Consider the following 13,790-nt stretch of genomic DNA (forward strand, 5'->3'; position numbering starts at 1 on the left):
CGATGACCGTCAGCCTTCTGGATGTTTCGACCTACCTGCCGGGTGATCCGATCGGCGCCGACTACTACGCGCAGTTCGCCGAATCCGACGACCTGCGTGACAACGTGATGTTCCGCGCGCCCAGGTTCCGCCACCACGTTGCGCCCGACGAGACGGCGGTCGACATGGTCGAGCGTGCGGCGGCCGGACTGATCGCGCGGCACGGCCACGACGCGATCGCCGGCGCGGACGTGCTGATCACCCACACCCAGATGCCCGACATGCCGTTCTACGGCGGCGGCGGCGCCATGGCCCATCGCCTCGGCATGAAGCCGGACTGGGTGCTCGACCTACACAACGGCGGTTGCGCGGCCTTCGTGCTGGGACTTCAGGTGGCCCGGCAACTCCTGTCCTCCGGGGCGGGCCGAACGGCGCTGATCGCCGTCGCGCAGAACGCCGCAGGGCAGGTGTTCGACCAACCCGGGGTGCGACGCAAGGCGCAGGCGTCGGTGCCCGGCGACGGCGCGGCCGTCGGGCTCGTGGCGGTCTCCGAGCAGTCGCCGATTCTCGACGTGGAATGCCGCACCTACGGCGAGTTCGCCGGCGATATGACGATCGCGATCGACCCGCCGCGCAAATGGTGGCAACCGGGGCCGGGGGAGGGGTGCATCGGCTTCACCGAAAGCAAGATCACCAAGGTGCTGGCGCGCGGCAACCGGCAGGTGCCCGAGGTGTCGTATGCGGTGTGCGACCGCATCGGCGTGAAGCCCGCCGACCTCGACCTGCTCGTCACCAACCAGCCCAACCGGGCGTTCCTGAGGAACTGGCGTGAAGCACTCGAGCTACCCGCCGGACGTCACGTCGACACCTTCGAAACGTGCGGAAACCTGTTCGCCGCAGCTATTCCCGTCAACTTGGACCGCGCGATCGGCAGCGGGCGCCTCGTTGCGGGTGACGTGGTGCTGATGGCGGCGTTCGCCCATGCCGGTGACTTCGCCGGCGCAGCCGCCGTCCGATGGGGCGGTCGCGGGTGATGGCGACGCCGGGGTGCAGCGGATTGGCGGCCGTCGGCGCGTTACCGGACGCGTCGAACCCGATGGCCTTGTCGCTGAACGAGAATCCGTTCCCGCCGCTGCCCTCGGTCCGGTCGGCGTTGATCGCGTCGATCGAGGCGGCGAACCGGTATCCGGAGTATCTGCCCGAGCGGCTGCGTACGTTGATCGCCGAGCGCATCGGGGTGCGCGACGAGCAGGTGGTCATCGGGGCGGGCGCGACGGGTGTGATCATGCAGGTGCTGCAGGCGCTGACCAGTCCCGGCGACACGATGGTGACGGCCTCGCCGACGTTCGACGGCTATCCGGTCTTCGCGCAGATGGCCCGGTTGAAATCGGTCACCGTCGCGCTCGACGCGCACGGTCACCACGACCTCGACGCGATGGCATCCGCCGCGGCGGACGCCAGGGTCGTGGTGGTGTGCCGGCCGCACAATCCGAGCGGCACCGTAGAAACCGCCGCCGACCTCGAGCGGTTCCTGCGGCGGGTGCCGTCGGAGACCGTGGTGCTGCTCGACGAGGCCTACGTCGAGTTCCTGCCACCGGAATGCCGGATCGATGCCGTGGCAGTGGTCGCACGGCATCCGAATGTCGTTGTGCTACGGACTTTTTCCAAGGCGTACGGCCTGGCCGGACTGCGCATCGGTTACGGTTTCTGCGCACCCGCGCTGGCCCGGCGGCTGTGGGCCATGCAGTTGCCGTTCGGCGTCGCCATCACCGCGCTGGTCGCGGTGGCGGCCTCTTTCGACGCGGAAGCCGAGTTGCGCCAACGCATCCGGATGATCTCCTGTGAGCGCCGGTACCTGCGGATGCGCCTGCGGGCGATGGGGGTGTACAGCACCGAGAGCAACGCCAACTTCGTGTACCTGCCGGAGTGCGGCCGTTGCTGGAAAGAGGCGTTCGACACGATCGGGATGCGTGTGCGCCATTACCCCGACGGTGGTGTGCGCATCACCGTGGGCGATCGCAAATCCACCCGCGCGGTGGTGGCGGCGGTGGCCCAGGCCGTGGGCCGAAAGCCGCTGACCGCGTCGGCGGATGCGGTATGAAGGGGCGTGCCCTTCGAATCGCCGCGGCAGGACGACCGGGACCCGATCGCGCTCGCGCGGGCCAACTGGGAGCGCTGCGGATGGGGCGAGGTCGCCGACGGCATGGTCGCGGTGACGTCGGTGATGCGGGCGCACCAGATCCTGCTGGCCCGCGTCGAGAGTGCGCTGCGGCCATACGACTTGAGCTTCTCGCGGTTCGAGCTGCTTCGGTTGTTGGCGTTCAGCCGTAACGGCGCGTTGCCGATCACCAAGGCCTCCGACCGGTTGCAGGTGCACGTCACCAGCGTCACCCACGCGATCCGGCGCCTGGAAGCCGACGGCCTGGTGGAGCGGGTCCCCCATCCGACCGACGGGCGCACGACGCTGGTGCAGATCACCGACCTCGGCCGCTCGACCGTCGAGGACGCCACGGAGACGTTGAACAACGAGGTGTTCGCCGACATCGGGATGACCGACGCCGAGTCGCGAGCCCTGGCGGACTCGATCCAGACGCTGCGCCGCAACTCGGGAGACTTCTAGTCGCGCTACGAGGCGCGCGACCCCTCACCGCGAGCAGACGCTAATTGCTCGGAAAACCGCCGAAAATTGGGCACTTCGCGTCTGCTCGCGCTTAAGCGGGGGCCGACGGGACAGGGATCGTCGCCGTCACCGCCGTGCCCGCGCCTGGGCGCGACCTGATGTTGAGCCGGCCGCCCACAATCTCGGCGCGTTCGGCCATCGACAGCAGGCCGTAGCCGCCCATGTCGTCGCCGCCGAGCGGATGCTCGAAGGTGTCGAAACCGACTCCGTCGTCGATGATTTCGAGCCGAGCGATGTCGCCGCTGTCACCCGCGTCGACGGTGAACATCAACCGGGCCGACGTGGCCCTGGCATGCTTGACGACGTTCTGCAGGCACTCCTGCGCGATCCGATAGAGCGCGAGCTCGATGTGGTCGGGCAGCCGGCGTTCGGCGAGGTCCACCTCGATGCCGACCTGCGGTATCGACCGCGCCAGGCTGGCCAGGCCGCCGGCCAGCCCGAGGTCGTCGAGCACCGGTGGCCGCAGCCCGCTGATCGCCGCGCGGGCCTCCTGCAAGGTCAGCTCCACCAGCTCGCGCGCTTTGCCGAGTTGTTCGGCGACGATCGCGGCATCGTCGGATCTGGTGGCCGCGTCCAATCGGTAGCTCAGCGTGACCAGGCGCTGGGAGATGCCGTCATGGATATCGCCTGCGAGCCGGCGTCGTTCGAGTTCCTGGGCCTCGATCACCTGCTCGACGAAGTTCTCGTGTGCCCGCTCGCGGGCCACCAGCTGCCGGTGCAGCCGGGCCTGGTGCATGGCGCCGGCGATCAGCCTGCCGATCACCACGAGCAATTCGACGTCGCGTTCGGTGAACTCGCGGCGCTCGACGGTGTGCACGTTGAGCACGCCGACCAGGCCTCCGGGGTCGGTTTCCATCGGGACCGACACCATCGACGTGAAGTCGGAGCCGCGCAGCGACTGGAACGGCATGTAGCGGGGGTCGGACTCCTTGTCCTGGGTGATGACCACGGGCTCGCGGTGGCTGGCCACCCAACCCGAGATGCCCTGTCCCAGTGGCAGTCTGATCTTGCCGATTTCCGCGTCGAACGGCGGGGTGGCGCCCGCCAGCGTGAGCGACCGGTCGCTGTCGTCGAGGACGTGCACGAAGCAGACGTCGCTGGCGGTCGCGGCGGTGATCATGCGCGCGGCCGCGGCGGCGAGCGGTTCGACGCCCGGCCCCTTCGACGCGGCCTGGATCAGCTCGCGCAGCAGCGCCAGCTCGCGGTCGGCAGCCAGCGCGTACTGGCTCAGCTCCCGCACGGCGTCCGGCTGGCTCACTGGTAGATCCCTTCCCGCAGTGCCGTCGCCACCGCGCCGGTGCGGTCGCTCACCCCCAGCTTGCGGTAGATCGAGCTGAGGTGCGTCTTGACGGTCTCGTCGCCGATCACCAGCTTGGTGGCGATGGCGCGGTTGGACAGCCCGTTGACGACGAACGACAGAATCTCGCTCTCGCGTTGGGTGAGCCCCTGCCGGGCGCCGGGCCAGAACTCGTCGCGCTGCAGCCGCGCCGCGGTGTCGACGGCGCGGGCCGCCATCCCGGGGTCGATCGCGGTCTCGCCGCGGTGGACGAACTCCAACTGGCGCACCAACTCGTCGCTGCTGATGCTCTTGAGCAGATAACCCGACGCCCCGACCCGCAGCGCCTGAAACAGATACTGCTCGTCGTCGTAGACCGACAGCATCACGACCTTGCGCTCCGGCTTGCGCTCGCGCAGCTCCAGGCACAGGTCGAGTCCGCTCGAGCCCTGCATGCGGACGTCGGACAACACGATGTCGGGGTCGAGCTCGTCGACGACGCTGAGCGCTCGCTCAGCGCCCACGGCCTGCCCGACCACCTGCACCCGATCCGAGAACGCCGCGAGCATGGCCTTGAGGCCTTCGATGACCATTTCGTGATCGTCGACCAGCACTAATCGCACCGGGGGGCTGCTCGGCATGGCACCAACCTTAGAGGTGCCGTTTGCCGTGGTAGCGCAACTTGGCATCGCCGATCCCCCGATTGGGGGAGGTTCGGAACGTGTGACATCGGACACCCTTGTCTGCATGCCGACAACGCATGAGACGACGTGGCGCGCGGGCCGATTCTGGTGGGACTGCGCATCGCCCACGGGGCCGGGCTGTTCCATCCGCGCCGTGGTCTTCGACCTCGACGCATTGACCGACATTGAATGCGACGGCCACCGCGTGGCCTACAACGCGGCGTTCGCGGCACACGGCCTGGACTGCCAGTGGTCGGTGGCGCGGTACCGGCAGCTTCTGGCACTGACCGACGAGCGCCAGCGCATCGCCGCGGAACTGCGCAAGCGCTGCGTCGCCACCGAGTCCGATGTGCTGACCGCGCTGCTGGCCGACGACATCTACACGACCAAGACAATGATGTTCGACGAGTTGATCCTCGAGCGCGACCTCTCACCGCGGCCCGGTCTGGTCGACTTCGTGATGGACGCGGTCCGCGCCGGCGTCCAGCTGGCCGTCGTGACCAACGGCAGGCGCGCGTGGGCGGAGCCACTGGTGCGGCAACTGGTCGGCGAGGGCCTGGTCGAGGCCGTTGTCACCACCGAAGACGTCACCAAGCCGATGCCCGACCCCGAAGCGCATCGTCACGCACTCGACGAACTGGGCCTGTCCGCCGAGGACGCGATGGCCGTGACCGGCTCGGCCTGCGGGCTGCGAGCCGCGAACGCCGCGGGCCTCGCCACCGTGGTGGTCACCGGCGAGGGCACCCCCGACATCCCGACCGCCCTGGCGGTTCGGCCCGACTACGCAGGCGAGCCTCCTTTGACCGTTGCGGATTGCCAACGGCTGCACGCGAACTGGTGGAAGGTCCGCAAGCCTTCCGCTGCGTAGCAGCGATTCCAGCTCGGGCTGCGTAACGGTAGCGTCGGTCACATGACCGACATCCCCACAACTGACGAAGCACTCGCCCGGCTCGACATGCCGCTGGTCGAGGCAATGATGACCCAGCGTGCCGTGCGCCGCGTACTTCCCGACCCCGTCGACGATGCCGTCGTGCTCAAGTGCATCGAGCTGGCCTTGCGAGCTCCTACCGGTTCGAACGGGCAGAACTGGGAGTTCATCGTGGTGAAGGACCAGGCTGTCAAGGACGCGCTCGGCAAACGTTACCGTCAAGCCTGGTCGCTCTACGGCGGACTCGGCCGGCGCGTCGCCGCCGGTGACGAGTCGATGCTAAAGATCTTGCGTGCAGTGCAGTGGCAGGTCGACCACTTCAGTGAGATTCCCGTCCTCGTCGTGCCGTGTCTGCGCGGCGGCATGCGGTTGCCGTACACGCCAACGCCCTTCGTGGGTGAGTCGTCGTTCTTCGGATCGATCTACCCCAGCGTGCAGAACCTGCTGCTGGCGGCTCGGGCGATGGGGCTGGGTGCGTCGCTGATCACCCTGCCGCTGTGGAGTGTGACGTCTGCCCGCAGAACCTTGGGCCTGCCGCTCACCGTGACACCTGTTTGCGTCGTACCCCTCGGTTGGCCGCGTGGTCGGTACGGGCCGACCACGCGCAAGCCGGTCGAAGAAGTTGCCCATCTCGACGGCTACGGCAAGCGTGCCTGGCTCGACGCGCCAGCGGGCACGCCCTGAATCAGCTGCGAATCAGCTTTCGCGGAGCACTTCGATCACCGCGCTGAAGTCTTTGTCCGCGTGGTCGGCGGCGAATTTGGCGTAGATCTCTGCGGCGTGGCTGCCGAGCGGCGCGTTCGAGCCCGTCGACTTGACCGCGTTCATCGCCAGCCCGAGGTCTTTGTTCATCAGAGCGGTAGCGAAGCCCGGCGTGAAGTCGTTGTTCGCCGGTGACGCCGGAACCGGACCTGGCACGGGGCAATTCGTGTGCACCGCCCAGCAGTTGCCGGTGGCGCCGGTGATCACATCGAACAGCGACTGCGCCGACAAGCCCAGATTCTCCGCCAACACGAACGCCTCACCGATCGCGATCTGCTGCACGGCGAGCACCATGTTGTTGCACAGTTTGGCGGCCTGGCCGGTCCCGGCGGCACCGCAGTGAATGATCTTGCCCGCCAACGGCTCCAGCACCGGTCGAGCCCGCTCGACCGCGGACTCGTCACCTCCCACCATGAACGCCAGCGTGCCCGCCGTCGCGCCCTTCACCCCGCCGGAAACGGGGGCGTCCAACTGGGCGAAGCCGCGGTCGGCCGCCTGGTTGTTGATGGTGCGGGCGTCGTCGACTGAGATCGTGGAGGTGTCGATGAACAGCGCCCCTTCGCGCGCGGCGGGCAACACCTCTGCGTAGCAGGCTTTCACGATGTCGCCGTTGGGCAGCGAGGTGATGACGACGTCGGCGGCGGCAACCGCCTCGGCGCCGCTGTCGAACACCGATGCGCCCTTGCCGGCGGCGACATCCTTCAACGCGGGCACCGGGTCGAAGCCGTGCACGGCGTGCCCTGCGGCGAGCAGGTTCGCCGCCATCGGCCCGCCCATGTGGCCGAGCCCCAGAAACGCCACTGTGCTCATGTGCTCTCCTGTTCCGACGCTATGCCGATTCGCGCACCTTGGCGGCCTGCGACCGCCCGATGACCACGCGCATGATTTCGTTGGTGCCCTCGAGGATTCGGTGTACCCGCAGATCCCGGACGATCTTCTCCAGCCCGTACTCGGTGAGGTAGCCGTAGCCGCCGTGCAGTTGCAGCGCCTGGTCGGCGACCGTGAAGCACGAGTCGGTGACGTAGCGCTTTGCCATCGCGCACAACTCCACTTTGTCCGGGTGGTTCTCGTCGAGAGCTCGGGCCGCCCGCCACAACAGGTTTCGCGATGCCTCCAGCGTGGTGGCCATGTCGGCGAGGGTAAACCGGATGGTGGGCTCGTCGAGCAGTGCGCCGCCGAACGCCTCCCGGTCGCGCACATAGGCGGCGGCCTTGTCGTAGGCGGCCTGTGCGCCGCCGAGCGAGCAGGCGGCGATGTTGATGCGGCCGCCGTTGAGCCCGTTCATCGCGATCCCGAAGCCTGCACCCTCGCCGTCGGCGCCGCCGAGCATCGCTTCGGCAGATACCCGGACGTTGTCGAAGATCACCTGTGCAGTGGGCTGGGCGTGCCAACCCATCTTGTCTTCGTCGGTGCCGAAACTCAGTCCGGGAGTGTCCTTTTCGACGAGGAACGTCGAGATGCCCTTGGATTTGGGCTGGGGGCCGTCACCACCGGTGCGGGCCATCACGATGTACAGATCCGACGACCCGGCACCCGAGATGAACTGCTTGACACCGTCAAGGACGTAATGGTCGCCGTCACGAACGGCCCTGGTGCGCAACGCGCTCGCGTCGGAGCCCGCACCGGGTTCGGTCAGGCAGTAGCTGGCGATCAGCTCCATCGACGCCAGCCGCGGCACCCACGCCTTGCGTTGTTCGTGGGTGCCGTAGGCGTCGACCATCCAGGCGCACATGTTGTGGATCGACAGGAACGCCGCGACGGTCGGGTCGGCCGTCGCGAGTTGCTCGAAAATGCGCACGGCGTCCAGCCGTCGCAGCTCGCTACCACCGACGTCGTCGCGGCAGTAGATCGCGGCCATCCCCAGTTCGGCGGCGTCACGTAACACGTCGGTGGGGAAGTGCTTGGTGGCATCCCACTCCAGAGCGTGTGGCGCGAGGCGCTTCTGGGCGAACGCGGCCGCCGTCTCGGCGATCACGCGTTCGCCGTCGTCGAAGCCGAAGTAGTTCACCGCTGCTTTCTCCTAGCGCGAGCGCTCGCCGGGCGCTACTTCATGGTCGGGATGACGAACTCGGCGCCATCCTTGATGCCGGACGGCCACCGCTGAGTGACGGTCTTCGTCTTGGTGTAGAACAGGATCGAGTGCGGCCCATGCTGATTGAGGTCGCCGAAGCCGGACCGCTTCCAGCCGCCGAAGGTGTGGTAGGCCACCGGAACCGGGATCGGCACGTTGACGCCGACCATGCCGACCTGCACCCGTGAGACGAAGTCGCGAGCCGCATCGCCGTCGCGGGTGAAGATGGCCACGCCGTTGCCGTACTCGTGCTCGGAGGGAAGCTTCAACGCTTCCTCATAGTCGTGGGCCCGCACGATGCACAGCACCGGGCCGAAGATCTCGTCGGTGTAGATGGACATGTCGGCGGTGACATGGTCGAACAGGGTCGGCCCGATGAAGAAGCCGCCCTCGAGGCTGGCATCACCGAATTGCATGTCGTCGCTGGTGCGTTCGCGACCGTCGACCACGATCTCGGCGCCGGCCTCGACGCCCGCGTCGATGTAGCCGCGCACCCGCTTGAGCGCCGCCTCGGTGACGAGCGGGCCGTAGGTGGCCTTCGGGTCGAGGCTGTGACCGACGCGCAGTTCGGCGACGCGCTCGGCGAGCCGGGCGCGCAGACGGTTGGCAGTTTCCTCGCCGACGGGCACGGCCACGCTGATCGCCATGCAGCGCTCACCTGCGCTGCCGTAGCCGGCGCCGATCAACGCGTCAACAGCCTGGTCGAGATCCGCATCGGGCATCACGATCATGTGGTTCTTGGCGCCGCCGAAGCACTGGGCGCGCTTGCCGTTCGCCGTCGCAGTCGAGTAGATGTACTGCGCGATGTCGGAGCTGCCGACGAAGCCGACCGCCTGGATGACCGGGTGCTCGAGGATCGCGTCGACGGCCTCCTTGTCGCCCTGCACCACCTGGAACACGCCCGGAGGTAGGCCGGCTTCGACGAACAGCTCGGCGAGCCGGACCGGAACCGAGGGATCGCGCTCGGACGGCTTGAGGATGAACGCGTTGCCACACGCCAACGCGGGTCCGGCCTTCCAGAGCGGGATCATGGCGGGGAAGTTGAACGGCGTGATACCCGCGACCACGCCGAGTGGCTGGCGCAGCGAGTACACGTCGATGCCGGTGCCCGCGCCCTCGGTGAACTCACCCTTGAGCAGATGGGGGATTCCGACCGAGAACTCGATGACCTCCAGCCCGCGCTGGATGTCGCCGAGGGAGTCGGCGTGGGTCTTGCCGTGCTCGAGGGAGAGCATGTCGGCGAGTTCGTCCGCGTTCTGGTTGACCAGCTCGATGAACTTCATCAGCACACGGGCACGGCGCTGCGGATTCCACGCCGCCCATGCCTTCTGCGCCTCCGCGGCGCCCGCCACCGCGGAGTCCACATCCGCGGCCGACGCCATCGCCACCTGAGCCTGCACCTCGCCGGTGCTGGGATTGAAGACGTCGGCGGTGCGGCTCGACTGGCCGGTCGTGCGCTTGCCGTCGATGAAATGCGGAATCTGTGTGCTCATGAGCGTGCCCTTCACTGATAGATAGTTGGATATCCTAGTAATGCGGGGGTGGCCGACGCAAGAGCCGGGTCCCGGCGTCCCGGAACCCGGCTCGGTCGAGGCGGCCTATGCGTCGCCCATACCGTCGACGGGTTCGGGCACTTCGCCTGCGCGAACGGCCTTTTCGACGCGGGCGCCGAGGTCGGCGTCGATGTTTCGCCAGTACTGCAGCGCGCGGTCCAGCACGTCGCCGCTGACACCGCCGAGCAGGGCCCCGGCGATCGTCTCGACCGCAGCCCTGCGCTGCGCGTCGTCCCAGACGTCGCGTACCAGCGTCCCGGCCTGCCCGAAGTCGTCGTCCTCGGAATGCAGCGAGTATGCCGCGCGCAACAACTCTCCGTCGGCCTCCCAGCCGTCCTCTGCCGGTCCGGTCGTGTCGGCCCACGACCGACCGGTGCTGTTGGGCGCGTAGACCGCGGCGGCGCCGGAGTGGTGGTAGGTCATCTGCCCGTCGAACATGTAGGTGTTCATCTCGACCCCGTGGCGAGGCTGGTTGACGGGCAGTTGGTGGAAGTTGGTGCCGATGCGGTTGCGCTGAGCGTCGTTGTAGGCGAACGCGCGTCCAAGCAGCATCTTGTCCGGCGACAGCCCGACCCCGGGCACGGTGTTGCCCGGCGAGAACGCGGCCTGCTCGATCTCGGCGAAGAAGTTCTCCGGGTTGCGGTTGAGCGTGTAGATGCCGACCGGGACCAGTGGATAGTCCGCGTGCGACCAGGTCTTGGTCAGGTCGAACGGGTTGAACCGGTAGTCGGCCGCCTCCGCGTACGGCATCACCTGCACCGACAGCCGCCAGCTTGGATAGTCGCCGGCGGCAATCGCGTCGAACAGGTCGCGGCGGTGGAAGTCGGCGTCCTCACCGGCCATGGCCGCGGCTTCGTCGTTGGTGAGAAATTCCATGCCTTGGTGGGTGTGGAAGTGGTACTTAACCCAGAACTTCTCGCCACCGGCGTTGACCCACATGTAGGTGTGTGAGCCGTATCCGTTCATGTGCCGCCACGTTCGCGGCAGCCCGCGCCGACCCATGAGATAGGTGACCTGGTGGGCCGACTCGGGGTTGAGAGTCCAGAAATCCCACTGCATCTGGGCCGATCGCAAGCCGGAGTCGGGCAGCCGCTTCTGGCTGCGGATGAAGTGAGGAAACTTGATCGGGTCGCGCAGGAAGAAGATCGGGGTGTTGTTGCCGACGATGTCGTAGTTTCCCTCGGAGGTGTAGAACTTCATCGCGTAGCCGCGTAGGTCGCGCCAGGTGTCCGGGCTGCCCTGCTCGCCCGCGACGGTCGAGAACCGCACCAGCAGATCGGTTTCGGCGCCCTTCTGGAACAGCGCCGCCTTGGTGTACTGCGAGACGTCCTCGGTGACCTTCAGGACACCGAACGCCCCCGATCCTTTGGCGTGCGGACTGCGCTCGGGCACCCGCTCGCGGTTGAAGTGCGCCATCTGTTCGAGGAAGTGCACATCGTGCAGGACGATCGGACCGCCTGCGCCCACCGTCAACGAGTTGCGGTCGCTGGCGGCCGGTGCGCCGGATCCGGTGGTCGACCCGAAACGTGGTGTGGTCATGCCGATCTCCAATCAGTTGGGCTGTTTCGAACTTGGCATTCGGGGCAGACGCCCCAGAACGTCACCTCGGCTTCGTCGATCAGGTAGCCCGACTTGTCGCCGGCGCGCAGGCACGGCTTCTCGCCGGTGACACAGTCGACGTCAGCGATCCCACCGCACGACCTGCAGACCAGATGGTGGTGTTGTCACCGGTTTCGAGCTCGAACCGTGCCGGTGAGCCGGCCGGCTCGAGGCGCCGCAACAGGCCCGCACCGGTCAGCGCGTAGAGCACGTCGTAAACAGCCTGTGTCGACAAAGATCCGATGCGTTTGCGCGCGCCCGCGGCGATGCGGTCCACGTCGGCATGCGGGTGCTCGCTTACCTCGGCCAACACTGCCAGGCGTGGTTTGGTCACCCGTAATCCCGACGCCCGCAACCTGTCGTGCCAGAGGGTCACGATCGCGCCCTCCTTCGGAGATTGGATCGACTCAAATCCCACTCTGCTACGTTCTCTTGCATACTGCAAGTGTTGCTGTATGCAAATCTAGAGGTGACATGGACGACGCATTGGTCGCCGCGGCGATTCTGACCGGACCTGACGCGATCATCTGCGCGGACCGCGATGGCGTCATCACGTTCTGGAACGGCAGTGCCCAGCGGATTTTCGGATACGCCCCGGCCGAGGCGCTCGGGCAGTCACTCGACCTGATAATTCCCGAGCGGCTTCGCGCACGGCACTGGAAGGGTTGGCAGAACGTGATGGACACCGGGCAGAGCCGCTACGGGGCCGGTGACCTGCTGTCGGTACCGGCGATGCGGAAGGACGGCAGCACCATCTCGGTCGAGTTCACCATTGCGCCACTGTCCGGCGCCGATGACGAGCTGGTCGGTATCGCGGCGACGCTGCGCGATGTCACCGCGCGCTTCGAGGAGACCAGGAAGCTGCGGCGTCAGCTGGCGGACCGCAACTGATCGCCGTCTGAAGGGCTTGCGCCATGCAATACTTCGCACGTGCCGACGCGTAAGGGGGCCGCGGCCAAGACACCGGTCGAGGAGCTCGTGGCATTCGAGGTGGCCACCGGGGACCTGGTGGGTGTCGCGCTGCGCAGCGTGGAACAGGTCGATGTTTCACTGCCGCAGTTTCGGCTGCTGCTGGTGCTGGCGCAGGCTGGACGCTCGACGTCGTCGGAGTGCGCCAAGGCCCTTGGCGTGGTGGGCTCCTCGGTGACCCGCCTGGCCGACCGGTTGCATGCCCGCGGCTATCTGGTGCGTGGCGGAGACCCCGCCAATCGCAGCGTCGTGACCCTCGAGTTGACGGACGAGGGCCGCGATGTGGTCCGGCGGGTGACCGCGTATCGACGGCGCGAGTTGCGCCGGGTGCTGGACCGCATCGACCCGGCCGAGCGCGCCGCCTGCGCCGCCGTGCTGCGAACTCTGCACCAGCGGTTCGGGCACGACGATCGGCACAACTCGATGCGGTTCTAGGCGCCCTTCAAACCCAGCGGCCCCGCCAGTTCGGTCAACGTCGGGAGCAGCGCGTCCCATCCTCCGAGCACCTGGATCGCCACGTGATCGGCCCCCGCCTCCAGGTGTTCGTTCAGCCGCGCCGCGATCGCGTCCGTCGTGCCGTGCGCGACAACGGCGTCGATCAGCCGGTCGCTGCCCGGCTTCTCGACGTCTTCGTCGGTGAAGCCCAACCGCTTCCAGTTGTTCAGGTAGTTCGACAGGTTCAGGTAGAAGTCGACGGTCTCACGGCCGATCTTGCGGGACGTCTCGGCGTCCCGGGCCAACACGACTTTGTGCTCGGGGGCGATGAACACGGTGGGGCCCAGGAGATTTCGTGCCTCGCCAGTGTGCTGCGGCGTGGTCAGGTACGGATGCGCTCCGGCACTGCGCTGCGCGGCCAGCTTGAGCACCTGCGGGCCCAGCGCGGCTATCACGCGCCGGCTGGTCGGCACCTTCTTGGCATCCAGCGCGTCGAGGTACTCGACCAGCACGTCGTACGGTTTGCGGTACTCCTCGGTGTGTTCGGGATGGCCGATGCCGATGCCGAGTAGGAACCGTCCCGGATAAGCGTCCTCGACGCGGTGGTACGCCTCGGCGACCTCGGCGGCGGGCGCCGTCCACACGTTGACGATGCCGGTGGCGACCTGAAGATTCTCGGTGCGTTCGAGGATGGGCTCGACGTACTCGAGGTTGCCGGCCGGCGATCCGCCGATCCACACCGCGCCGTAGCCGAGTTTCTCGATCTCGACCGCCTGCTCCGGCTTGGGGACGCCGAACGTCCAGACGCCGTAGCGGCCGAAATCGGGCTTGAGCTCAGTCATGCGGTTCCCCCTG

The 13,790-nt window shown here is 67.5% G+C and carries 14 protein-coding genes and 1 pseudogene; 7 read left to right on the forward strand and 8 right to left on the reverse strand.

Annotated features, from left to right (window positions below; all coding sequences use genetic code 11):
- The first annotated feature begins 2 nt into the window (after positions 1-2).
- From AU187_RS17820 to AU187_RS17830, 3 genes are read left to right on the forward strand one after another with little or no spacing between them, the layout of a single operon-like run.
- Positions 3-1,013 carry a 3-oxoacyl-ACP synthase III family protein gene (locus AU187_RS17820; RefSeq protein ID WP_059167046.1) on the forward strand — a complete coding sequence of 337 codons (1,011 nt, stop codon included), beginning with the start codon at positions 3-5 and terminating at the stop codon, positions 1,011-1,013.
- On the forward strand, positions 1,013-2,080 hold the full coding sequence (locus AU187_RS17825; protein ID WP_059167151.1) for a pyridoxal phosphate-dependent aminotransferase: 1,068 nt from the start codon (positions 1,013-1,015) through the stop codon (positions 2,078-2,080). The genes AU187_RS17820 and AU187_RS17825 overlap by 1 nt, the downstream gene beginning before the upstream one ends.
- A gap of 6 nt (positions 2,081-2,086) precedes the next feature.
- Positions 2,087-2,599: a MarR family winged helix-turn-helix transcriptional regulator gene (locus AU187_RS17830; protein WP_059167047.1), complete on the forward strand. Its 513-nt coding sequence runs from the start codon at positions 2,087-2,089 to the stop codon at positions 2,597-2,599.
- Positions 2,600-2,690: 91 nt separating this feature from the next.
- Here the strand turns inward: AU187_RS17830 and AU187_RS17835 are convergent, their stop codons facing one another.
- Together AU187_RS17835 and AU187_RS17840 are read right to left on the reverse strand one after the other, a co-directional pair.
- Positions 2,691-3,917, reverse strand: a complete 1,227-nt coding sequence (locus tag AU187_RS17835) for a GAF domain-containing sensor histidine kinase (protein WP_059167048.1) — start codon at positions 3,915-3,917, stop codon at positions 2,691-2,693.
- Positions 3,914-4,576 (reverse strand): response regulator, encoded by a 663-nt coding sequence (locus AU187_RS17840; protein ID WP_059101388.1) that lies wholly within the window; start codon positions 4,574-4,576, stop codon positions 3,914-3,916. The genes AU187_RS17835 and AU187_RS17840 overlap by 4 nt, the downstream gene beginning before the upstream one ends.
- A gap of 106 nt (positions 4,577-4,682) precedes the next feature.
- On the opposite strand from AU187_RS17840, the gene AU187_RS17845 reads away from it, so the two are divergent.
- The gene (locus AU187_RS17845; RefSeq protein ID WP_059167049.1) at positions 4,683-5,486 is read left to right on the forward strand and encodes an HAD-IA family hydrolase; all 804 of its coding nucleotides are present in this window, start codon (positions 4,683-4,685) and stop codon (positions 5,484-5,486) included.
- Positions 5,487-5,528: 42 nt separating this feature from the next.
- Entirely contained in the window at positions 5,529-6,230 is a 702-nt protein-coding gene (locus tag AU187_RS17850; RefSeq protein WP_059101390.1) for a nitroreductase family protein, read from the forward strand.
- Between the two features lie 12 nt (positions 6,231-6,242).
- On the opposite strand, the gene mmsB is transcribed toward AU187_RS17850, so the two are convergent.
- The 5 genes and pseudogenes from mmsB to AU187_RS17875 all read right to left on the reverse strand — a co-directional run bounded on the left by mmsB (position 6,243) and on the right by AU187_RS17875 (position 11,907).
- Positions 6,243-7,118, reverse strand: coding sequence for a 3-hydroxyisobutyrate dehydrogenase (gene mmsB / locus AU187_RS17855; protein ID WP_059167050.1), 876 nt, complete (start codon positions 7,116-7,118; stop codon positions 6,243-6,245).
- Between the two features lie 19 nt (positions 7,119-7,137).
- Complete coding sequence (locus tag AU187_RS17860) at positions 7,138-8,316, reverse strand: acyl-CoA dehydrogenase family protein (protein ID WP_059167051.1); 1,179 nt, start codon at positions 8,314-8,316, stop codon at positions 7,138-7,140.
- Positions 8,317-8,351: 35 nt separating this feature from the next.
- A complete protein-coding gene (locus tag AU187_RS17865; protein WP_059167152.1) occupies positions 8,352-9,872 on the reverse strand; it encodes a CoA-acylating methylmalonate-semialdehyde dehydrogenase in 1,521 nt (506 codons plus the stop codon).
- 105 nt (positions 9,873-9,977) lie between these two features.
- Positions 9,978-11,471 (reverse strand): catalase, encoded by a 1,494-nt coding sequence (locus tag AU187_RS17870; protein ID WP_059167153.1) that lies wholly within the window; start codon positions 11,469-11,471, stop codon positions 9,978-9,980.
- Positions 11,468-11,907, reverse strand: a pseudogene (locus tag AU187_RS17875) (Fur family transcriptional regulator). The gene AU187_RS17870 and the pseudogene AU187_RS17875 overlap by 4 nt, the downstream one beginning before the upstream one ends.
- A gap of 98 nt (positions 11,908-12,005) precedes the next feature.
- Here AU187_RS17875 and AU187_RS17880 point away from each other — a divergent pair.
- Positions 12,006-12,422 (forward strand): PAS domain-containing protein, encoded by a 417-nt coding sequence (locus AU187_RS17880; protein WP_059167052.1) that lies wholly within the window; start codon positions 12,006-12,008, stop codon positions 12,420-12,422.
- A gap of 39 nt (positions 12,423-12,461) precedes the next feature.
- Positions 12,462-12,935 (forward strand): MarR family winged helix-turn-helix transcriptional regulator, encoded by a 474-nt coding sequence (locus AU187_RS17885; RefSeq protein ID WP_059101394.1) that lies wholly within the window; start codon positions 12,462-12,464, stop codon positions 12,933-12,935.
- On the opposite strand, the gene AU187_RS17890 is transcribed toward AU187_RS17885, so the two are convergent.
- Complete coding sequence (locus tag AU187_RS17890; RefSeq protein WP_059101395.1) at positions 12,932-13,777, reverse strand: LLM class F420-dependent oxidoreductase; 846 nt, start codon at positions 13,775-13,777, stop codon at positions 12,932-12,934. The two genes, AU187_RS17885 and AU187_RS17890, sit on opposite strands and share 4 nt — an antisense overlap.
- Positions 13,778-13,790: the final 13 nt, after the last annotated feature.

Origin of the sequence: Mycobacterium sp. IS-1556, from assembly GCF_001499985.1 — a bacterium.
Classification (GTDB): domain Bacteria; phylum Actinomycetota; class Actinomycetes; order Mycobacteriales; family Mycobacteriaceae; genus Mycobacterium.